This is a genomic window from Xanthomonas sp. CFBP 8151, assembly GCF_011761885.1.
Taxonomy (GTDB): domain Bacteria; phylum Pseudomonadota; class Gammaproteobacteria; order Xanthomonadales; family Xanthomonadaceae; genus Xanthomonas; species Xanthomonas arboricola_B.
Genome location: NZ_JAASQZ010000001.1, coordinates 444,096 through 465,084 on the forward strand (window position 1 = coordinate 444,096; position 20,989 = coordinate 465,084).

Genomic DNA, 20,989 nt, shown 5'->3' on the forward strand with positions numbered 1-20,989 from the left:
CGCGACAGGCCCTTGTTCAGGCAGGAGGGTAGAATTCAGACCTCCTGCGCCTTCGAGACCCACACAGCCGATGTCCAACGACGACTTCAAACAGGCCGCCCTCGACTACCACCGCCAGCAGCCGGCCGGCAAGATCAAGGTCACCGCGACCAAGCCGATGCTGACCCAGCGCGATCTGTCGCTGGCGTATTCGCCGGGCGTGGCTTTCGCGTGCGAGGCGATCGTCGAGGAACCCACCCAGGCCAGCGAGCTCACCGCGCGCGGCAATCTGGTGGCGGTGATCACCAATGGCACCGCGGTGCTGGGCCTAGGCAACATCGGCCCGCTGGCCTCCAAGCCGGTGATGGAAGGCAAGGGCGTGCTGTTCCAGAAGTTCGCCGGCATCGACGTGTTCGACATCGAGATCAACGAGAACGACCCGGACAAGCTGGTCGATATCATCGCCAGCCTGGAGCCGACCTTCGGCGGCATCAATCTGGAAGACATCAAGGCGCCGGAGTGCTTCATCGTCGAGCGCAAGCTGCGCGAGCGCATGAACATCCCGGTGTTCCATGACGACCAGCACGGCACCGCGATCATCGTCGGCGCCGCGGTGCTCAACGCGCTGGTGGTCACCGGCAAGAAGATCGAAGAGGTCAAGCTGGCCACCACCGGTATGGGCGCGGCCGGCATCTCCTGCGTCAACATGCTGGTCTCGCTGGGCCTGAAGCCGGAGAACATCCTGGCGCTGGACCGCGATGGTGTGATCCACACCGGCCGTACCGACCTGGACCCGGACAAGCAGCGCTACGCGCGCGATACCGACAAGCGCACCCTGGCCGAGATCGTCGAGGGGGCGGACATCTTCCTGGGCCTGTCGGCGGCCGGCATCCTCAAGCCGGAGATGGTCGCCAGCATGGCGCGCCAGCCGGTGATCTTCGCGCTGGCCAATCCCAACCCGGAAATCACCCCGGAAGCGGCCAAGGCGGTGCGTCCGGATTGCATCATCGGCACCGGCCGTTCGGACTACCCGAACCAGATCAACAACGTGCTGTGCTTCCCGTATCTGTTCCGCGGCGCGCTGGACGTGGGCGCCACCGGCATCAACGAAGACATGAAGATCGCCTGCGTCAAGGCGATCGCGGCGATGGCGCGGCGCGAGGCCTCCGACCTGGGCGCGGCCTACGGCGGCGAAACCCCGAGTTTCGGCCCGGAATACCTGATTCCGCGTCCGCTGGACCCGCGCCTGCTGGTGGAGCTGTCGTCCGCCGTCGCGCAGGCGGCGATGGATTCGGGCGTGGCCACGCGCCCGATCACCGACATGGAGGCCTATCGCGACAAGCTCGGCCAGTTCGTCTACCGCACCAGCCTGATGATGAAGCCGGTCTACGACCGCGCGCGCGCCGACAAGCAGCGCGTGGTCTATGCCGAGGGCGAAGAGGAAGTGGTGCTGCGCGCGGTGCAGAACGTGGTCGACGAAGGCCTGGCGTTCCCGATCCTGATCGGCCGCCCGGATGTCATCGAGGCGCGCATCGAGCGCATGGGTCTGCGCCTGACCGCCGGTGTGGACTTCGAGATCACCAATATCCTCGACGATCCCCGCTTCAACGAATACTGGCAGTACTACCACGCGCTCACCGAGCGTCGCGGCGTGACCGACACCGCCGCCAAGGAGCTGATGCGCTCGCGTCCGACCCTGATCGCGGCGGTGATGGTGGCGCGTGGCGAAGCCGATGCGATGCTGTCCGGTGTGGTCGGCCGCTTCCACAAGAAGCTGGGCTACGCACGCAGCGTGATTCCGCTGGAACCGCGGGTGAGCTCCACCTCGGCGATGACCGGCGTGATCAACCAGCTGGGCGTGTTCTTCTTCCTGGACACGCATGTGCAGGAAGACCCGACCGTGGAGCAGGTGGTCGAAGCGACGCTGCAGGCCGCGTATCGCCTCAAGCTGTTCGGCATCGAGCCCAACATCGCGCTGCTGTCGCACTCCAACTTCGGCAGCCACGACTCGCGCGATGCGCTGAAGATGCGCCAGGTGCGCGAGGCCCTGCTCAAGCGCAAGCCCGAGCTCAACATCGACGGCGAGATGCAGGGCGACACCGCCTGGGACGAGGCGCTGCGCAAGCAGATCATGCCCAACAGCACGCTCAAGGGCCGCGCCAACCTGTTCGTGCTGCCGAACCTGGAGGCCGCCAACATCGCCTACAACTTAGTGCGCGTGTTCACCGACGGCGTGGCGATCGGCCCGATCCTGATGGGCATCTCCAAGCCGGTGCATATCCTCACCACCAGCGCCACCTCGCGCAGGGTGATGAACATGACCGCGATCGCCGCGGTGGATGCGCAGATCCGCCGGCAGCGCGATGCCGAGAAGGGCGCCAGCGAAAAATAATAGCGGTTGAGATTCTGCCACCGGCAAACCCCCGAAACCCTGCCCGCCAGCGGCACCAGACGCGTCGCGCCAAAGCCCTTCTCCCCCCGGGGCGACAAGGCACTGCTTGCGCGCCACTGGCGCGCGTGCCTTGAAGCGCCCGCGCCGCAAGCGCGGGCCGGGGGTGGGGTGAGGGTACGGCTTACCAGCGCTGCTGACGTTGCAGTGAAACCCTACTCCGGCAGCAGTCGCGAATCCACCGATTGCGTGAGCCAGTGCCTGCATCCTGCAGTCACCTGCCTCCAGACAAGCAGCGCCATCAGCGATGCGAGACCTCCGCTTCAACGCACCGCAGGCTCCGCCGCCAACAATTCGATCTCCGCCAGCTGCAGTTTGGCAGGCGCGCTGAATCGCAACCGATACTCCGCATACGCACCAGGGGAGGCAATGCGAAACGGCCGCGTCTGCAACGGCCAGTCAAACGTTTCCTCATGGCGCTGATCGACGACCTTCCACGCACCACCGGCCGCACGCGCTTCCAAGGTCCATCCACTTGTCGCAATCGCCGCATTGCCGCTGGTCAGGGTGTAGAGGATCGGCGTGCCGCCCACCATGCCGCTGAACGTCAGCGCCGATGCCGATGCAACTGAAGCGACCGTCCCCGCATCGTCGTCATGCAATGCGGCGACATCGCCACCATCGGCCGGCGTGATGCGCGCCGTGTCTCCGAGTACATCGTGCAACGGGGCAGGGCGTTCCCCCGCAGGCGTCAGCGACGGTGGTGCATCGTCCGGCCCGGTGCCCCAGCGCGAGGGCACCGGCCCCATCACGAAGTCCAGCGTCGCACCCTTGGCGATGTCTGCATGCGGCAACCAGGTCTTGCGCCAGGGCTTGCCGTTGAGCCTGAGCGATTGCACGTACACGTTCTGCGGCGAATTCCGTGGCGCGTTGACCGTCAGCGTCCCGCCACCGGGTAGACGCACGCTGGCATGCTTGAACAGCGGCGAGCCGATCACATAGTCCGGCGTGCCCATGCGCAACGGATACAACCCCATTGCTGCGAACAGATACCACGCCGACATTTCGCCGTTGTCCTCATCGCCGGGATAGCCCTGGCCGATCTCGCTGCCCAGGTACAGGCGCGCCAGGATCTCGCGGGTCAGGCGTTGCGTCTTCCATGGCTGCCCGGCGTACAGATACATCCACGGAATGTGGTGCGCGGTCTGGTTGCTGTGCGCATACATGCCCATGCGCACGTCGCGCGCTTCGGTCATCTCGTGAATGGTGGTGCCGTAAGAGCCGGCGAAGCTGGCCTCGGCGGTCTCGGGGGTAGCGAAGAACGTATCCAGTTTGGCTGCCAGACCCGCGCGCCCTCCATACAGCGCGGCCAGGCCTTGCCCATCGTGCGGTGCGGTGAACGCAAACGTCCAGCCGCTGGATTCGGTGTAATCGTGGCCCCAGACGCGCGGATCGTACCGTGCCGCGTCCACGCGCCAGGTGCCGTCCGGTGTACGGCCCTGGAAGAACCCGATCGCCGGATCGAACAACGCCGAATAGCCTGCCGCGCGATGACGAAAATACAAAGCCTCGGTCGCGTAACGCTCGCGCGCCGTGGCTGTTTTCGCCTGCGTGGCCAGCGCATCGGCCATATTGGCGATACCGAAGTCGTTGAGCGCGCCTTCCATCGACCACGACATGCCTTCGTGCGTGTCGGTATCGGCGTAGCCGCGAAAGGTCGAACGCGCCATGCCCTTGCGGCCGACATGCCTGTCGGGAGCCACCACGGTGGCGTTCTTGCGTGCGGCAACATACGCCTCGACCGGATCGAAGCCCTGCACGCCCTTGAGCCAGGCATCGGCAAAGGCCACGTCGGAACTGGTGCCGACCATCAGATCGGCATACCCGGGCGACGACCAGCGCGCCACCCAGCCGCCCGCGCGCGACTGCTCCAGAAAGCCCTGCACCAGCGCACCGGCATCGTCGGGCGCGAACAAGGCGTACGCCGGCCACGCAGTGCGAAAGGTGTCCCACAATCCGTTATTGACGTAGACCCGGCCATCGCGGATGGGCGCAAAGCTGCGCACCGCGCTGCCATCGATGTTGTCGTCCGACCAGCTGCTCTGGCTGGCGTAACGCCAGTCCGGTGCGCCGGCGCTGCCGACATTCTCATGCCCGGAGTTGGGATACAGGTGCAGTCGGTACAGGTTGGAATACAGCGTGGTCTTCTGATCGGCCATGGCGTCGGGCACGTCCAGGCGCCCCAGCAACGCATCCCAGGCCTGCTGCGCCCGCGCGGCGACCTGCTCGAACGTTGCCTGGGGCGCGATTTCCAGTGCCAGGTTGTGCCTGGCCTGATCGAGCGAGATCAGCGAGGTGGCAATACGCATCTGCACCTGCCGGGTGCTGCCTGCATCGAACTTGATCCAGCCGGTGGGCCGGCCGGTGTCGCTCAGGCCGCTGGTTTTCCACGGCGTGTCGAAGCTGGCATAGACATACATGCGCGTGGCCCCGGTCGATAGCCCGCTACGCACGTCGGTGTAGCCGCAGAGCGTCTGCGTTGCCGCATCCAGGCGCAGCCCGCCGCGCGCGTCCACATTGTCGAACACCAGATTGGCATCGCCCTGCGCCGGGAAGCGAAAGCGGAACAGCGCGGCATGGTCGGTCGGTGCGATCTCGGCGTGGATCCCGTTGTCCAACTGCACCGCGTAGCGATAGGGGCGTGCAGTTTCGTTGGCATGCGAAAACGCCAGCGCACGCTGTTTGCGATCGGCTGGCGGCACGCCGGCGGCCAGCGACGGCATCACCTGAAAGGTCTGGCGGTCGCCCATCCACGGGCTGGGCTGATGGCTGAGCGACAACGCCTGCAGGCGCGGGCGATTGTCCGTGTCGTTATGTTCGTTCCAGCGATACAGCCAGGTCAGCGTGCCCGCATCGGTCACCGGCGTCCAGAAGTTGAAGCCATGCGGCACGGCCGTTGCAGGAAAATTATTGCCGCGCGAGAACGTGCCATTGGATTGCGTGCCGCGCGTGGTCAGCACCCAATCCGACGGATGCGTTGCCGGCGTCAGCGGTACATCGGCAAGCGCGATATCGTCGATCCAACCGGTACTGGCCGCGCCTGCGGGCGGCGCAACGTCCAGCTCGATCGCACGCACATGGCGCCCACGCAGACCGGGCACCTCGCCCAGCCGCACCGCCTTGCGCGCCCATTGCTGCGGATACAGCGTCTTCGACTCGCCCTGCGCGCGCGCGCCGAGCGCGACGCCGTGTTGATCCCGCGCGGGGCTGGCAGACACGCGCGTGCCGTCGTCCAGCAGCAGATCCAGGGATACATAGGTCGAGGCCGCATGCTCGCTGCCCACGCTCTCCGGCAATACCAGCCATGACAGCGTCGTATCGGCACCGATCCGGACATCTGCGGTAAACAGGGTGCGCCGCGCCCCCGCAGCACGACTGTCATACCGCAGCGCATGTGCACCGCTGTAGCCGGTGCGCGGCTTGGCCGCATAGGGCGCGGCCGGACCGGTGCCGATGGCAATCTGCACATCGCCTGCAGCGGCGCCTACCGGTAACGGCTGACCAGCTTCGAACGAACTCGAAAACCCGGTCGCCGCGCTCGCCGACAGCGGCGCAGCGCAGCCCAGGGCAACCGCCAGCCGAAGCCACAGGTCACGCGGATGCAGCAAGACGACAGATGAGATCACGTGGCGATGTCTCCTTGGGGGCGATGCCGCAGGGCAGGTCTGGCTGACCGCTGCGTGCGATCGGGACACGGGGCGCAGGCGCGGGGCGGTGCGTCATGGTGAGGCGATGATAAGCGCGATGTCCGGGTGTGGTGGCCCGGCGCGCTCGCGCCAGCAGGGGCAAGGCGATGCCGGACCTGCCTTAGCGTCCCGGGGTTGCGGACGCCCGGGCTGGCGCCGAGACCATCCCACCCGAACCGGTGTCGCCCGGTCGATGGGCCGATCCCCACGCAGGCTGCTAGAATCCGCGCTCTGCCTTTGCCTCTACGATCGTGCCGCCATGAGCCAGACCGCCACCGCGCCCGCCAATGCCGAATCGCGCTACACCGTGCATCGCGGCGATCTGCCGCTGAGCTGCCCGACGCCGCAGATGGCATTGTGGAACTCGCATCCGCGCGTGTATCTGCCGATCGAAGACGAACCCAACTGCGAAGCCAAGTGCCCGTACTGCGGCGCGCTGTTCGTGCTCGCCGACTGATCCTGGCCGGATGCACCGCCTGACCGTGGTGCAACTGCTGCCGGCGCTGCAGTCCGGCGGCGTCGAGCGCTCCACCCTGGAAATCGCCGCTGCGCTGGTGCGCGCCGGCCACCGCGCGGTGGTGGTGTCGGCCGGCGGCCGCCTGGTCCAGCCGCTGCTGGAGGCGGGTGGCGAACATCTCACTCTGGACATCGGGCGCAAGTCGCTGCTGACCTTGCGCCATGTGGTCGGCCTGCGCCGGCTGTTCGCCGAACTGGGCGCCGACATCGTGCATGCACGTTCGCGCCTGCCGGCTTGGCTGGGGTGGTACGCGCTGCGCGGCATGCCGCAGGCCACACGGCCGCGCTTTGTCACCACCGTGCATGGGCTCAACTCGCCCAGCCGCTACAGCGCGGTGATGACCTACGGCGAGCGGGTGATCTGCGTTTCGCAGACGGTGCGCGAGTACGTTTGCACGCACTATCCGCAGACCGACAGCGCGCGCTTGCGCACGATCCCGCGCGGAGTCGATGTTGCCCAGTTTCCGCGACGCCCGCATCCGGATCGCCGCGCGCGCACCTGGGCACAGACCGTGCTGCCCGGCTTGCCGGCCGATGCGCCACTGCTGCTGCTGCCCGGGCGCGGCACCCGCCTGAAGGGGCACACCGACGGTCTGCAACTGCTCGCCGATGTGCGCGCTGCCGGCGTGCCGGCCTGGTTGTGGCTGCCGGGCGCGCGCGCGCCGGGCCGCGAAGCCTACCTGCGCGAGCTGGAGGCCGAGGCCGCCAGACTGGGCGTGGCCGAGGCGGTCGTCTTCACCGAACCCACCGCACGCATTGCCGAGGCCTATGCCGCCAGCGATCTGGTGCTGCAGCTGTCGCGCAAACCCGAGGCCTTCGGCCGCACCGTGGTGGAGGCCTTGTCGGTGGGCCGGCCAGTGCTGGGTTGGGCACATGGTGGCGTGGGCGAGTTGCTGGCCGAATTGCAACCCGGTGGCGCGGTGCCGGCCTTCGATGCCGACGCCTTGCGCACCCAGGCGCTCCATGTGCTGCAGCAGGCGCCGACACCGCCCGCCGTGCTTCCCTACACGTTGCAGGCCACGCAAGCGGCCACCCTGAAGGTCTATGACGAACTCCGCCGCTGAGGCCATCCCGCCCGCGTCCGTGCTGACGCCCGATGCCGGTCGCTGGGCGCCGCTGTGGGTGATCCTGTTCGTGGCGCTGTGGCCCACGCCCGGGCTGGCCGAAACGGTGTTGTCGCTGGGCGCCCTGTTTGCGGCGTATCGCCTGCTGCATGCGCGGTTCCGCGGCGGCACCCGGCTGCTCAGCGGTGCCGCCTGGGCGCTGACCAGTGTGTTGTTCTTTGCGTACTGGTTGCCGCAGATGCTGTCGGCGTTCGATGCGGTGGACGTGGGCCGCGCGCTGCGCAAGTCGGCCACCGATCTGCGCTATCTGCCTTTCATGTGGTTGTGCGCGATCGCGGTGGCCAACGCGCAGCGGCGTCGCCGCACCTTCACCGGCCTGGCGGTGATCGGCGCGGTATGGACGCTGGATGCGCTGCTGCAGGCCGCGTTCGGCAACAGCCCGTTGTTCTTCGGCCTGGATCAGATCAAGCAGCTGATCAGCGGGCATGGCCTGTGCACGCCGCAGGAGCTGGCCCTGGTCGACCGCCTCAGCGGCGTGCTGGGGCCGTGCAACCTCAAGTTCGGTCAGACCCTGGCCAGCCTGTCGCCCTTCCTGTTGCTGGCGCTGGGCCGTCGCCATGCCTGGGCCTGGGCAGGCGCTGCGGCGGCGGTCGGGGTGGTGTTGGTGCTGGCCGGTTCGCGGGCGTCGTGGATCACCTACGGCGTGATCGTGCTGCTGTCCGGCTGGCAGTTGCTGGGTGGCCGTCGCCTGCTGGGAGTGGCGCTGGTCGGCGCGCTGCTGGCGGCGGGTGTGGTCACCGTGGCGCCGCAGGCGCGCGAGCGGATCCAGCGCACCGCCCTGGCCTTTAGCGATGGCGAGCAGGGTGTGGATCAGGCATTGTCCGGGCGTGCGCAGATCTGGGGCGCGGCGCTGTGCATGATCCGCGCGCATCCGCTCAATGGCGTGGGCGCACGTGGATTTCGTCAGGCCTACCCGGCCTGCAATCCGGCACCCGCGCAGGCGCCGGCCTGGGGCGACGGGCCGGCCTTCCATGCGCACCAGATCGTGCTGGAAATCCTGGCCGAAACCGGGGTGGTCGGTTTGCTGCTGTGGCTGGCCGGTGCGGCGCAGGCCTGGCGCGCGTGGCGCTATTCCAGCCTGGCCGCGCGCGCGCAGGCACGCCCGGCGATGATCGCGCTGGTGGCAACCGTGTTCCCGCTCAACACGCATCTGGCGTTCTACTCCAGCTTCTGGGGCGGGCTGAGCCTGATGCTGGCCGGCCTGTATGCCGGTGCCTTGCTCAACGACGACGCCGATCAGCCGCCGCCGCGCTGACTCGCCGCACATCCTTGCGCTGCTGCGGCTGCACGCAGCGCAGGCGTGAGACCCCCCCGACATCAGCGATAGAACGCGCTGCGCCCACCCGGCTGGCGCTTGAAGCGGCGATGGATCCACAGGTACTGGTCCGGCGCCTCGCGCACCATGTCCTCGATCGCCGCATTGATCTGCGCGGTATCGGCGATCACATCGTCGGAGGGGATGTCTGCCAGCGGCGGTGCGATCTTGAGGATATAGCGGCCACCTTCGCGCCGATGGAAATACGGCACCACCGCGCAACCGGTCAGCCGCGCCAGCTGATGGGTGGCGGTGATGGTGGAGGCCGGATGCCCGAAAAACGGCACGAACACGGTGTCCTTGCCGCGCATGTCCTGATCCGGCGCGTACCACAGGAAACCGCCGCGCTTGAGATGCTTGATGGTGGCGCGCAGATCCTCGTTGGCGAACATGTGCGTGGCATAGCGCAGCCGCCCGCGCTTGACCGCCCACTCGAACACCGGGTTGCGATGCCTGCGGTACATGCCGGCCAGCGGCACGTAATCGCATAGCAGCCGCCCGCACATTTCCAGCGTCATGAAGTGGCCGGACACCAGCAATACGCCGCGTTTTTGCTCCTGCAGACGCTGCAGATGTTCCAGGCCTTCGGCCTGCACGCCCGGCCGGATGGTATCGATGCTGCCCCACCAGGCGCGCGCGAATTCGAACAGGCCCACGCCCAGCGCATCGAAACTGTCGCGCAACAGCCGCGCCCGCCAGGCATCGTCCTGTTCGGGAAAACATAGTTTGAGATTGACTTCGGCAGCGCGCCGACGCGTGCCGGCCAGGCGCATTGCGATCCAGCCCACGCCACGGCCGAGCGCACGCTGCAGCATCCAGGGCAGACGGCCGGCCATTACCATGACGGCAAGGCCCAGATACATCGGCCAGTGCCTGGGGTTACGCAGGGAAGGGCGGACAGCGACGTTGGCGGGCTCGGACATGCGCCAATTCTAAGGGATCATGCGCGCGCGGCAGCGTGCACATGCGCACGCCGCAACGCTCCCGTATCCTGCACCGATGCGGAAAGACCCGATCGAATGGCTGTTGCGCGGACTGTACTCGGCGCTGTTGTACCTGTTGCTGCCGGTGACGGTGTACCACCTGGTGTGGCGCGGTTTTCGCGTGCGCGAATACTTCAACCGCTGGAACGAGCGCTATGCCTCCTACACGCATGCCTGCGGCCGTCCGCGCGTGTGGGTGCATGCGGTGTCGGTGGGCGAGGTGAATGCCGCCGCGCCGCTGGTCAACGCCCTGCGCGCGCAGCGTCCGGACATCCGTTGGGTCATCACCACCATCACCCCCACCGGGTCCGAGCGCGTGCGCGCGGTCTGGGGCGATGCGGTGGACCACGTGTACCTACCCTACGACGTACCCGGCAGCGTCGGCCGGTTCCTGGAGCATTTCCGCCCGCGCTTGGCGTTGATCCTGGAAACCGAGCTGTGGCCGAACATGTTGTTCGGTTGCCGCGACCGCAAGATTCCGGTGTACATCCTCAATGCGCGCCTGTCGGCGCGCTCGCTGCGTGGCTATCGCCTGCTGGCACCGTTGATCAGCCGCGCGCTGCGCAGCGTCACCTGCGTGGCGGCGCAGTCGCACGACGATGCCGAACGCTTCATCACGCTGGGTGCGCGCTCCGACCAGGTGATCGCACTGGGCAATCTCAAATTCGATATCGCCGCGCCTGCGCAGTTGCAGGCCCTGGTCGCGCAGTTCCATACGCACGTGCCGGCAACGCGGCCGGTGTGGATTGCCGCCAGCACGCACGAAGGCGAGGAGGCGGCCGTGGCCGACATCCATGCGCGCCTGCTGCTGCAGTTTCCTGATCTGCTGATGTTATGGGCGCCGCGCCACCCGGAGCGCTTTCCCAAGGCCGAGGCAATGGCGCGCGAGCGTGGCTGGGCCGTGTCCACGCGCAAGACCCGGCAATGGCCACAGGCGCGCGACAAGGTGTTCGTCATCGATACCCTGGGCGAACTGATGAGTTTCTACGCCTGCGCGCAGGTCGCCTTCGTCGGCGGCAGCCTGCAGCCGATCGGCGGGCACAATCTGCTCGAACCGGCGGCGGTCGGTACGCCGGCAGTCACCGGCCCGCATCTGCATAATTTCGCGGAGATTTCGCGGCGCATGCGCGAGGCCGCTGCGGTGACCATCTGCGAAGATGCCGACGGCGTGTATCACGAGCTCGCGCGCTTGCTCGGCGACCCTGCCCAGCGCGAGACGATAGCCGCAGCAGGACTGGCATTGGTCGCCAATGGCAAGGGCGCGGTAGCGCGGACGCTGGTGCAGATCGCGCCGGACCTGCCGCCGGTGGTGAGCGAGGGCGTGGCGTCCTGAAAGTATGCCGAAAACATATTTGCATCCCCGCGTCTAATTGTGGCGTGGGTCACTGGTGCGCACTATGCCGGGGGGCTAAGTCGGTTAATGTAATCCCTTGTCTTTCGGATCTAAATATTTAAGACGCATAGGTTGGGGGGGGTATAGCCATGCGCTTAGCTAAGTATGTGGCAGGTGCCGGAAGTGGTGCTATCTAGGCGCGTAAATCATCAGGTGGAACAAAGATTCAAAAAAGAGGTGATAACTGTGAAGCAGATCGGACTAAGCGAATCGGTGAGCTCCACAGTCACTAGGTGGCTGGGCTACGGCTAATCATGTCTGGGTGAATGTGTGGCTTAGATGCGAGTTTTTAGCTGGAAGCACATACAGTATATATATTTACAACAACTGGACCATTGGTGTAACCGTAAGTGCGCCACCCATTCCCTGATGGATAGCTGCCAACGATAGCAAAACGACCGAGGTTCATGTTTTCCTGTAAGTTGCTATTCTCGGCTCGCCTTCCCCAAAATCTCACTGAGTTAGGGTCTCCTGTATTCCATCCCCCAGATACTGGGGTGAATCCAGCTGGGCACTGGGGAGTTGCATCAACAGTTCCTTGAATATCGCGCGCGTAGCCCTCGGTAACAGTCTGGTAAGTTACCGCTTGGGCCATAGGGGAGATCAAGACGGTAGTGGCGGCTACTAAAACGGAGGAAATAATTTTTTTCATGTCAGCTCCATAGTTAAAGATGCCGTGTTTTATTCAGTAATTATTGTGAATCTACATCCGGCTCCATGATGTTCGGGCTCAATGCAGCGCCGAGCTGTAATGTAATGTCTGGTTGTTTGGTAGGGATTCCCCTACTTTTTATGTGGGAGTTAGCGCCATGCGCTGTTGATTGTGGTTTGCTTGGCGCCAAAAAAAGGTGGGCTTAAGCCCACCTTTTGCTTTTGCCTTGTTTAGCGCCTTACTGCAGCGAGCCACTACCCTGCAGCTTGGACTCGGCATCCTGCGACAGCAGGCGGTTCACATCCTGCAGGTCGGTGATGTCGAGCTTGCCGATCGCCTGGCCCAGCAGCAGACGGTTCTGCAGGAAGTTGTAGCGCGACTGTGCATAGTTCAGCTGCGCCTGGAACAGGGTGCGCTGGTTCTGCACAACGTCCAGCACGGTGCGCGTACCGACTTCCAGCCCCACCTGCGAGGCGTCGTACGCGGCCTGCGCGGAGACCACGGCCAGGCGGCGTGCTTCCACTTCGCTGATGCCGGCGACCACGGTTTGGTAGGCATTGCGCGTATTGCGATCCAGCGCGCGCTTCTGCTGCTCGTAGGTGTCCTGCTGGATATCGCGCTGTGAGAGTGCTTGACGTACTGCGGACTGCGTTGCACCGCCGGCAAAAATTGGAATTGACACGCTGATGCCGATCGAATCGGTATCGATGTCGCGGCCTTGGGTCGTAAACACACCGCTTTCCGCAGCCCCTGTGCCCCAACTATTGCTGCGTCCCACGCTGCCGGTCAGATTGACGGTGGGCAAATGGCCGGCACGTGCTGCGGTAATGCTGGCCTCCGCCGCGCTGACCTGCAATTGCTGCGCCTTCAACGCCGGGTTGTCTGCGATGGCGGTCGCCACCAATTGGTCGACATCACTGTAGGCCGCAGGAACCTCCGGGCGAAACTCTTCCGGCAGTGCACGCAGACCAACTACCGGCTGGCCGGTCAACTCGGTGAGCGCCTGGTAGTAGTCCTTCAGCGTGTTGCGGGCGTTGATCGTATCTGCACGCGCCTGGTCGTATTGAGCGCGCGCTTCATGCACGTCGGTGATCGGGGCCAGGCCCACCTCCAGGCGTTTGTCGGCGTAGTCGAACTGCTTCTTGGCGGCCGCTTCGTTGGTCTCTGCAGCCGCCAGCGACTCGATGCCCACCAGGACCTGGAAATACGCCGCCGAGGTGCGGGTGATCAGGTCGTTATTGGCAGATGCCAGTGTGAAGTCGGCTGCCCTTGCAACTTCGCGCTGCGCGCGCAGGTTGGAGAACTGCGCCCAATTGAAGATCGTCTGAGAGCCTTGGATTTGAGTGGAGCGCGACGAGGTGGTGATGCGGCCATCTTGGCCTTCGATTTCGCGGTGGGATTTACTGTAGTCGTAAGCACCGTTCAGCTGCGGCAACAACGCCGCACGCGCCTGCACCTGACCTTCCCGGTTGACCAGGCGGGTGGACTCGGCCACGGCCAGCTGCGGATCGCCGTTGCGGGCCATTTCGTAGACCTGCAGCAGATCGGTGGCGTTCGCAGCCATCGGAGACAGGGCGGCGGCCAGCGCCAGGACGAGGGATCGGCGGATCATCGGGGAAGCTTCCTTGGGAATCAGAATTGGAATCGGGGCGTCGGTGCGGCGCCCTGGAGATAGGCGAGGTCGGTTTCGAACAACGATTCGATGCGCGGAGCGTTGACGTCGCCACGGACCAGGACTGCTTCCATCACCGGATCGTGACCGCGGACCACGAACAGACGCCCGTTCGGACGCAGCCACTGCAGCCACTGCGTCGGCAGCGACTCGACCGCGCCGGTCACGCAGATCGCATCGAAGCGGCGCTCGCTCTGCCAGCCGAACACATCGGCGGTTTCGATACGCACGTTGCTGCCCAGGCCGCTGCTGTCCAGACTGGCGCGCGCGGCGGCGGCCAGTGCCGGGTCGATCTCCAGGCTCAGCACCTCGCGGGCAAGCGCAGCCAGGCAGGCGGTGGAGAATCCGCTGCCGGTGCCGATTTCCAGCACGTCCTCGCCCGGCTGCAGATCCAGCGCCTGCAACATGCGGCCTTCCACCACCGGCTTCATCATCTTGTGGCCTGCCGACAGCGGGATTTCCACATCGACATAGGCCAGGGTCTTGTAGGCCTCGGGCACGAAGGCTTCGCGCGGCAGGCGCGCCAGCACCGCGAGCACACGCAGGTCCAGCACGTCCCACGGCCGGATCTGCTGTTCGACCATCTTTTCGCGGGCCTGGGAGAAATCGATCGTCATGGTGCGGTTATCCAACGCGGTGGGGCAGGCATTTTACCGGTGCACGGGGCCACTGGCGCATCTAGCATCGCTGCGCGCCGCCAAACGGCGCAGTGCCGGAAGTCATCGCCACCAAAGGCCGGGGGCGTTCAACGCGGTGCATACGCCCTCAAAAAGAAATCCACGCTGGCTTGCAGGTGTTCGTCCACCTGCGCGCGGGTGGGCTGGCCATGCAGGCCGCACATCATCAGCGCATACAGCTCGCCCTTGAGCAGGCAGAAGAACTGCGAGGCCGCACGTGCCACATCGTCGATCTTCAGCTGACCATCGGCCACGCGCGCAGACAGGAAATCCGCCAGCGCCTGCTGGGTTCGCTTGGGGCCGGCAGTCCAGAACATCTCGCGCACATGCACATCGCCGGTGCCGGGCGCCATCATCATGCGGTGGGTGGCAATGGCCGAGTCGGTACTGACCATGGCGAAGAAGGCATTGGCAATTTCGATCAGCTGATCGCGCAACGCGCCCTTGGGAGCATGATCGAACAGGTCGTCCGGCATCATCTGCTGGCATTGCGCACGGATCGCTTCGGAGAACAAGCTCTCCTTGTCGCCAAAATGGCTGTAGACGGTGAGCTTGGATACACCCGCCTGCGCGGCGATGCCATCCATGCTGACACCGGCATACCCCTGCTCCATGAACATGGCGCGGGCAGCGCCGAGGATGGCGGCGCGTTTCCCAAGATCCTTGGGCCGTCCGGGGCCGTTGCTTTTGGCCTTGGACTTGAGGGGGGGCGGGCTGGACATGCCGTCAATACTAGACCATCGGGTTCTATATTTATACTCGCCGCCCGTGGAGCGCCTTGAAGCGCTCAGGAACGGTGGTGCCTACGCGTCAGCTGCGCACTAACTTGGTTATTGGCGTTAATTGTTTCAACTGAATGCCTCCCGGTGTCATGGTGCGTCCCATCCTTGTGGGGAATCCACCTAGGGCGTTGCAAAACCCCCGGTGATAGATTGACTAACGGTCTGCCGACGCACGTCGGCAGCACTCTTGGCCAGCACAACGAGGGGGTCGAAGCGTGGACAGGGTCGGGGCGCATGCGCATGCAGGCTGCGTCCGCAGCACATGCGTGCGGCGGATCGGACCGCTGTGGCGATGGGCGTTGCTGGCCTGCGTGCTGCTCGGCGTCTGGCCGGCCCACGCCCAGCCGCCGACCCATACGACGCATCACACCGTCACGCGCTGGAGCATGGACGACGGCCTGCCGCACAATCTGGTCCATGCGGTGGCGCAGGGCGCCGATGGCCTGATCTGGCTGGGCACCTGGGAAGGCGTGGCGCGCTTCAACGGCCGCGACTTCACCGTGTATGACCGCCAGAACACACCGGGTGTCGAGCTGGGGGGCGTGTTCGTTGTGGCACGCGACAGCAGCGGCGGAATGTTGTTCGGCACCGCCTTCGATGGGGTGTACCACTACCAGGACGGTCACTGGCAGCAACTGGGCGACGCTTCGGCGCGTCACCTGGCGGTCAGTGCATTGCTGCGACGCGCCGATGGCGCATTGTGGGTCGGCACGCCGCAGACGCTGTACCGCATCGAGCCGGACGGGCGGGTGGTGGACGTCGGTCGCCAGGCCGGCCTGCCGCGTGCGCGCATCACTGCGCTGGCGGCCGAGGGCGATGGTGAGGGCGACTTGTGGGTGGGTACCGAAGTCGGGCTCTATCGTCTGCCGCGCGACGGCAGCGCGGCCGAGGCTTGGGGCAAGGCCCATGGCATGCGCGCCGCTCCGGTACGACGGCTGGCCAGCGATCGTCAGGGCGGCCTGCTGGTCGCCGGTGACGACGGAGTGTGGTGGTGGAGCCGCGGTGGCGGGCTACAGCGTTTCCGCCAAGGCCAGCGTGTGGATGCATTGCTGCTGGATCGGCGCGGGCATCTATGGATGAGCATGCCGTCGGGCACGCTGGTGGTGCACAGTGGCGCGGATGCACCGGACGAACAGATCGCCATTTCAGGAGTCGCCAGCCCGGCGCTGCTGGAAGATGCCGAGGGCCTGATCTGGGTCGGCAGCACACATGGCCTGTTCCGCATTGCCGAGGGCGCCGCGCACGGCGTCACCCACGAAGATGGCCTGGCCTCGGACTACGTACGCACGGTATTGCAGACCGGCGACGGCACCGTATGGGTGGGCAGCGCGGTGGGCCTGGACCGCTGGCGCGCCAATCAGATCAGCCGCGTATCGGTGGTGCCGAACCAGGGCGGACGCGTGCTGGAGCAATCGGTACTGGCCCTGGCCGATGCCGGCGATGGCGGCGTCTGGGCCGGCACGTACAGCCAGGGCGTGGTGCGTCTGGACGCGCAAGGTCACGTGCTGGCGCGCATTGGCGCGGCCGACGGCCTGCCGTCACTGTCGGTGCGCGCGGTGTTGCCCGATGGCGAGGCGCTATGGATCGGTACCACGGCCGGATTGGTGCGCTGGCGTGATGGCAAGGCACGTCGCTACACCGCCGCCGACGGCGTACCCGATGGCTCGGTGCAGGTGCTGTATCGCGATACGCAGGGCAATGTGTGGATTGGCACCGATCGCGGTATGACCGCGCTGTCGGCAAACGGCAGCACGCGCGCATGGCTGGGCGAGCAGGATTTTCCCGGGCAGAACGCATTCGACTTCCTGCGCGATCCCAACGGCGATCTGTGGATCGCCAGCGATCGCGGCTTGCTGCGCCTGCGGGGAGAGACCTTCCGCGTCTACGACCATCGGGTGGGGCTGCCGCGCGACAAGGTGTTCCGGGTAATCGACGATGGGCGCGGTTATTTCTGGTTGTCGAGCAACCATGGCGTGTTCCGCATCGCGCGCAGCGATTTCGATCAGCTCGACGCCGGTACCCGCGAGCAGCTGAGTGTGGAGGTGGTGGATCGCAGCGACGGCATGCCCGGCAATCAGGGCAACGGCAGCAGTGCGCCAGCCGGCTGGATGACGCAGTCCGGGCAGCTGCTGTTTCCCACCGCTGCGGGCCTGGGCGTGATCGACCCGTCGCGCGTGGGCACCCTGCAAGGCCATCGCGTCCCGATCGTGTTCGAGCGCCTGCTGGTCGACGGCATGGTGCAACCGCTCAATGGTCTGCATCGCTTCGGTGCGGAGACCCGGCGCATTGCCATTGGCTATGCGGGGCTGAACTTTCGTGGTCCGGACAAGGTGCGCTACCGCTACCGGCTGGAAGGCTTCGACCCGGACTGGGTGGACGCCGACAGCGCCAGCGAGGCGGTCTACACCAATCTGCCGCCGGGCCGTTTCCGTTTCCGCGTCCAGGCGATGTCGCTGCCGGTGGACTGGCGGCGGACCGCGCTGTTGGGCGAATCCAGCCTGGTGATCGCACTGGCGCCGCCGTGGTGGCGGCGTGGCGAAGTGATCGCCTTGGGCATCCTCGGGCTGGGCAGCCTGATCTACGTGTTTTATCTGTGGCGCACCGCCAGTTATCGCCGTCGTCAGCGCCAGCTCAATACGGTGATCGACGCACGCACGCGCGAGCTGAGCGACAAGAACCTCGCGCTGCAGCAGGCCAGCCAGGAGCGCGAAGCCCTGATGCGCCAGCTCGAATACCGCGCCAGCCACGACGTACTGACCGCCTTGCCGAATCGGCGTGAGGCCGAGCGTGTCCTGCAGCAATGGTTCGACGACGCGCGCGCCGGTGGTGCCCCCTTGGCGCTGGTGCTGATGGACATCGATCACTTCAAGCGCATCAATGACGAGTACGGCCATGAGGTCGGCGATGCGGTACTGCGTGCGATCGGCGAAGCACTCAGCGAGCAGGATCACGCGCAGTGCTTTGCTGCACGTCACGGTGGGGAAGAGTTTCTGCTCGCGGCAGTCGGCGTGGATGCGGCACAGGCGCGCGCGCTGTTCGAGCGCATGCGCCAACGGCTCGCCGCGATCGGTGTCCAGACGCAGGGCACCACGGTGCGCTGCACTGCCAGCATGGGCATGGCGATGAGCGATGAAGCACCGAGCCGGCGCGAATTGCTGGCACTGGCAGACCGCCGTCTGTACCAGGCCAAGCGGCTGGGGCGTGATAGATTGGTGGATCAATAAGGCTGACGCGTTGCCGGGTGCGTGGAGCTGCCGGGCTCACTTCTGCAACTGGTCCGCCTGCGCATGCAACAACGCGACAAACGCCTGCGCGGCGCGCGACAGGGTGCGCCCGCCATGGGTCACGCAGCCCAGCTCGCGTGACAGCGTCACATCGCGCAGCGGCAGCGCCACGATCTGATGATCGATCATGCGCTCCGGCAACACGCTCCACGCAAGGCCCACCGACACCAGCATCTTGATCGTTTCCAGATAGTTGGTGGTCATGCGCAGGCGCGGCACTAGTGCGCGCCCGGCGAACAGGCCGGCGACGATGCGATGGGTGAACGTGCCCGGATCAGGCAGCACCGCCGGATGCGCCACCACATCTTCCAGCGCCACCGCGCGCAATGCGGCCAACGGATGGTCCGGCGCCACCACGAACTGCAGGCGGTCGTGCCAGATCGGTTGCGCGCGCAGCGGCGCACGCGTGTCCGGCGCCAGCGTGGTGACCGCCAGCTCCACCTCGCCGCGCAGCACGGCGGCATAGGCCAGCTCCGAATCCAGAAACCGGATGTCCAGCGCTGCCTGCGGGTGCTGTGCAGCGAAGCCGCGCAGCAGGGCGGGCAGGCGGTGCAGGCCGACATGATGGCTGGTGGCCAGGCTCAGGCGCCCGCCGACCGCCGCGCCAAGATGCTCCAGCACGCGGCGGGTGTCCTGCAGTTCGGCCAGGATGCGTTGCGCGCGCGGCAGCAAGGCCTGGCCGGCCTCGGTCAGCACCACCTGGCGGCCAAGTCGGTCGAACAGCCGCGCCGACAGTTGCCCTTCCAGCAAGGCGATCCGTTTGCTGACCGCCGGCTGGGTGAGGTGCAAGGCCTCGCCGGCTGCCGAAAAGCTGCCGCTCTCGGCGATCGCCACGAAGGCGCTGAGGCTTGCCAGATCCATTGCCATTCCTGAATTTCATTTGTTGAATAGACAATATGAATTTGTGTTATCCAAGGCAAGCTCCTAGCATCGACTTCAGCCAGGTGGATTCTCCCACCACCCGCCAACCGGATCGCCGCAATGACTGCCAAGACGCTGTACGACAAGCTGTGGGACCTGCACGAGGTCACGCGCCGCGACGATGGCTCGTCGCTGATCTACATCGACCGCCACATCCTGCATGAAGTGACCTCGCCGCAGGCGTTCGAAGGCCTGCGCCTGGCCGGGCGCAAGCCGTGGCGCATCGACGCCAATATCGCCACGCCCGACCACAACGTGCCGACCACGCGCGCCGAGCGCCAGGGCGGGCTGGAGTCGATTTCTGACGAAGTCTCGCGCCTGCAGGTGCAGACCCTGGACGAGAACTGCGACGATTTCGGCATCCTCGAGTTCAAGATGAACGACGCGCGCCAGGGCATCGTGCATGTGGTTGGCCCCGAGCAAGGCGCCACCTTGCCGGGCATGACCGTGGTCTGCGGCGATTCGCATACCTCAACGCATGGCGCGTTCGGCGCGCTGGCGCACGGCATCGGCACCTCCGAAGTCGAGCACGTGCTGGCCACGCAATGCCTGATCGCCAAGAAGATGAAGAACATGCAGGTGCGCGTGGAAGGCACGCTGCCGTTCGGCGTGACCGCCAAGGACATCGTGCTGGCGGTGATCGGCAGGATCGGCACCGCCGGCGGCAATGGCCACGCGCTGGAATTTGCCGGCAGCGCGATCCGCGCGCTGTCGATGGAAGGCCGCATGACCATCTGCAACATGTCCATCGAAGCCGGCGCGCGCGTAGGCATGGTGGCGGTGGACGAACAAACCATTGCCTACGTCGAAGGTCGCCCGTTCGCGCCCAAGGGCGCCGACTGGGAGGCAGCCGTCGCGCTGTGGCGCACGCTGGTCTCCGATGCGGATGCGCACTTCGACACCGTGGTGGAGCTGCGCGCCGAAGACATCAAGCCGCAGGTCAGCTGGGGCACCTCGCCGGAAATGGTCCTGGCGGTGGACCGGCAGGTGCCGGACCCGGCAACCGAACAGGATCCGACCAAGCGCGATTCGATCGAGCGCGCGCTGAAGTACATGGGCCTGCGCGCAAATCAGCCGATTACCGAGATCCGCCTGGACCGCGTGTTCATCGGCTCGTGCACCAACTCGCGCATCGAAGATCTGCGCGCGGCCGCTGCGGTGGCCAAGGGTCGCAAGGTCGCTTCCACCATCAAGCAGGCGCTGGTGGTGCCGGGCTCGGGTCTGGTCAAGGCGCAGGCCGAAGCCGAAGGCCTGGACAAGGTGTTTCTGGATGCCGGTTTCGAATGGCGCGAGCCGGGCTGCTCGATGTGTCTGGCGATGAACCCGGACAAGCTGGGCAGCGGCGAACACTGCGCCTCCACCTCCAACCGCAACTTCGAAGGCCGCCAGGGCGCCGGTGGGCGCACCCATCTGGTCAGCCCGGCAATGGCGGCAGCGGCGGCGGTCAGCGGGCATTTTGTCGATGTGCGTGCGTTGCAGGGAATCGAGAATCGGGAATAGAGAATCGCAACGTCCGTCCCGTCTCCGCTCTGCCAATTCCCCATTCTCCACTCCCA

General features: G+C 66.0%; 14 protein-coding genes. 7 read left to right on the forward strand and 7 right to left on the reverse strand.

Going from position 1 to position 20,989, the window contains the following annotated elements:
- Nucleotides 1-70: 70 nt before the first annotated feature.
- Nucleotides 71-2,371 carry an NADP-dependent malic enzyme gene (locus FHT08_RS01980; RefSeq protein ID WP_047124708.1) on the forward strand — a complete coding sequence of 767 codons (2,301 nt, stop codon included), beginning with the start codon at nt 71-73 and terminating at the stop codon, nt 2,369-2,371.
- A gap of 320 nt (nt 2,372-2,691) precedes the next feature.
- On the opposite strand, the gene FHT08_RS01985 is transcribed toward FHT08_RS01980, so the two are convergent.
- Entirely contained in the window at nt 2,692-6,054 is a 3,363-nt protein-coding gene (locus tag FHT08_RS01985) for a GH92 family glycosyl hydrolase (protein WP_166774145.1), read from the reverse strand.
- A gap of 319 nt (nt 6,055-6,373) precedes the next feature.
- On the opposite strand from FHT08_RS01985, the gene FHT08_RS01990 reads away from it, so the two are divergent.
- From FHT08_RS01990 to FHT08_RS02000, 3 genes are read left to right on the forward strand one after another with little or no spacing between them, the layout of a single operon-like run.
- Nucleotides 6,374-6,571 carry a zinc-finger domain-containing protein gene (locus FHT08_RS01990; RefSeq protein ID WP_006451050.1) on the forward strand — a complete coding sequence of 66 codons (198 nt, stop codon included), beginning with the start codon at nt 6,374-6,376 and terminating at the stop codon, nt 6,569-6,571.
- 10 nt (nt 6,572-6,581) lie between these two features.
- Nucleotides 6,582-7,694 (forward strand): glycosyltransferase, encoded by a 1,113-nt coding sequence (locus FHT08_RS01995; protein ID WP_166774146.1) that lies wholly within the window; start codon nt 6,582-6,584, stop codon nt 7,692-7,694.
- Entirely contained in the window at nt 7,675-9,009 is a 1,335-nt protein-coding gene (locus FHT08_RS02000; RefSeq protein ID WP_104536252.1) for an O-antigen ligase, read from the forward strand. The genes FHT08_RS01995 and FHT08_RS02000 overlap by 20 nt, the downstream gene beginning before the upstream one ends.
- 62 nt (nt 9,010-9,071) lie before the next feature.
- Here the strand turns inward: FHT08_RS02000 and FHT08_RS02005 are convergent, their stop codons facing one another.
- Complete coding sequence (locus FHT08_RS02005; RefSeq protein ID WP_104645137.1) at nt 9,072-9,992, reverse strand: LpxL/LpxP family Kdo(2)-lipid IV(A) lauroyl/palmitoleoyl acyltransferase; 921 nt, start codon at nt 9,990-9,992, stop codon at nt 9,072-9,074.
- 76 nt (nt 9,993-10,068) lie between these two features.
- On the opposite strand from FHT08_RS02005, the gene waaA reads away from it, so the two are divergent.
- Nucleotides 10,069-11,385 carry a lipid IV(A) 3-deoxy-D-manno-octulosonic acid transferase gene (gene waaA / locus FHT08_RS02010; RefSeq protein WP_104605205.1) on the forward strand — a complete coding sequence of 439 codons (1,317 nt, stop codon included), beginning with the start codon at nt 10,069-10,071 and terminating at the stop codon, nt 11,383-11,385.
- A gap of 349 nt (nt 11,386-11,734) precedes the next feature.
- On the opposite strand, the gene FHT08_RS02015 is transcribed toward waaA, so the two are convergent.
- From FHT08_RS02015 to FHT08_RS02030, 4 genes are all read right to left on the reverse strand, one after another.
- Complete coding sequence (locus tag FHT08_RS02015; protein WP_146098405.1) at nt 11,735-12,097, reverse strand: hypothetical protein; 363 nt, start codon at nt 12,095-12,097, stop codon at nt 11,735-11,737.
- A gap of 238 nt (nt 12,098-12,335) precedes the next feature.
- Nucleotides 12,336-13,709, reverse strand: a complete 1,374-nt coding sequence (locus FHT08_RS02020; protein WP_047127208.1) for a TolC family outer membrane protein — start codon at nt 13,707-13,709, stop codon at nt 12,336-12,338.
- Nucleotides 13,710-13,729: 20 nt separating this feature from the next.
- Complete coding sequence (locus FHT08_RS02025) at nt 13,730-14,386, reverse strand: protein-L-isoaspartate O-methyltransferase (RefSeq protein WP_047127207.1); 657 nt, start codon at nt 14,384-14,386, stop codon at nt 13,730-13,732.
- Between the two features lie 128 nt (nt 14,387-14,514).
- A complete protein-coding gene (locus FHT08_RS02030) occupies nt 14,515-15,168 on the reverse strand; it encodes a TetR/AcrR family transcriptional regulator (protein ID WP_047127206.1) in 654 nt (217 codons plus the stop codon).
- Between the two features lie 275 nt (nt 15,169-15,443).
- Here FHT08_RS02030 and FHT08_RS02035 point away from each other — a divergent pair, with 275 nt between their 5' ends.
- Nucleotides 15,444-18,452, forward strand: coding sequence for a ligand-binding sensor domain-containing diguanylate cyclase (locus tag FHT08_RS02035; RefSeq protein ID WP_166774147.1), 3,009 nt, complete (start codon nt 15,444-15,446; stop codon nt 18,450-18,452).
- 36 nt (nt 18,453-18,488) lie between these two features.
- On the opposite strand, the gene FHT08_RS02040 is transcribed toward FHT08_RS02035, so the two are convergent.
- Entirely contained in the window at nt 18,489-19,373 is an 885-nt protein-coding gene (locus tag FHT08_RS02040; protein WP_104605123.1) for a LysR family transcriptional regulator, read from the reverse strand.
- A 120-nt stretch (nt 19,374-19,493) separates the two neighbouring features.
- Here FHT08_RS02040 and leuC point away from each other — a divergent pair, with 120 nt between their 5' ends.
- Nucleotides 19,494-20,933, forward strand: a complete 1,440-nt coding sequence (gene leuC / locus FHT08_RS02045; RefSeq protein WP_104645134.1) for a 3-isopropylmalate dehydratase large subunit — start codon at nt 19,494-19,496, stop codon at nt 20,931-20,933.
- Nucleotides 20,934-20,989 lie beyond the last annotated feature (56 nt).

Coding starts and splice junctions, on each gene's coding strand:
- FHT08_RS01980 (WP_047124708.1), top strand. CDS start 71: ATGTCCAACGACGACTTCAAACAGGCCGCCCTCGACTACCACCGCCAG.
- FHT08_RS01990 (WP_006451050.1), top strand. CDS start 6,374: ATGAGCCAGACCGCCACCGCGCCCGCCAATGCCGAATCGCGCTACACC.
- FHT08_RS01995 (WP_166774146.1), top strand. CDS start 6,582: ATGCACCGCCTGACCGTGGTGCAACTGCTGCCGGCGCTGCAGTCCGGC.
- FHT08_RS02000 (WP_104536252.1), top strand. CDS start 7,675: ATGACGAACTCCGCCGCTGAGGCCATCCCGCCCGCGTCCGTGCTGACG.
- FHT08_RS02005 (WP_104645137.1), bottom strand. CDS start 9,992: ATGTCCGAGCCCGCCAACGTCGCTGTCCGCCCTTCCCTGCGTAACCCC.
- waaA (WP_104605205.1), top strand. CDS start 10,069: ATGCGGAAAGACCCGATCGAATGGCTGTTGCGCGGACTGTACTCGGCG.
- FHT08_RS02015 (WP_146098405.1), bottom strand. CDS start 12,097: ATGAAAAAAATTATTTCCTCCGTTTTAGTAGCCGCCACTACCGTCTTG.
- FHT08_RS02020 (WP_047127208.1), bottom strand. CDS start 13,709: ATGATCCGCCGATCCCTCGTCCTGGCGCTGGCCGCCGCCCTGTCTCCG.
- FHT08_RS02025 (WP_047127207.1), bottom strand. CDS start 14,386: ATGACGATCGATTTCTCCCAGGCCCGCGAAAAGATGGTCGAACAGCAG.
- FHT08_RS02030 (WP_047127206.1), bottom strand. CDS start 15,168: ATGTCCAGCCCGCCCCCCCTCAAGTCCAAGGCCAAAAGCAACGGCCCC.
- FHT08_RS02040 (WP_104605123.1), bottom strand. CDS start 19,373: ATGGATCTGGCAAGCCTCAGCGCCTTCGTGGCGATCGCCGAGAGCGGC.
- leuC (WP_104645134.1), top strand. CDS start 19,494: ATGACTGCCAAGACGCTGTACGACAAGCTGTGGGACCTGCACGAGGTC.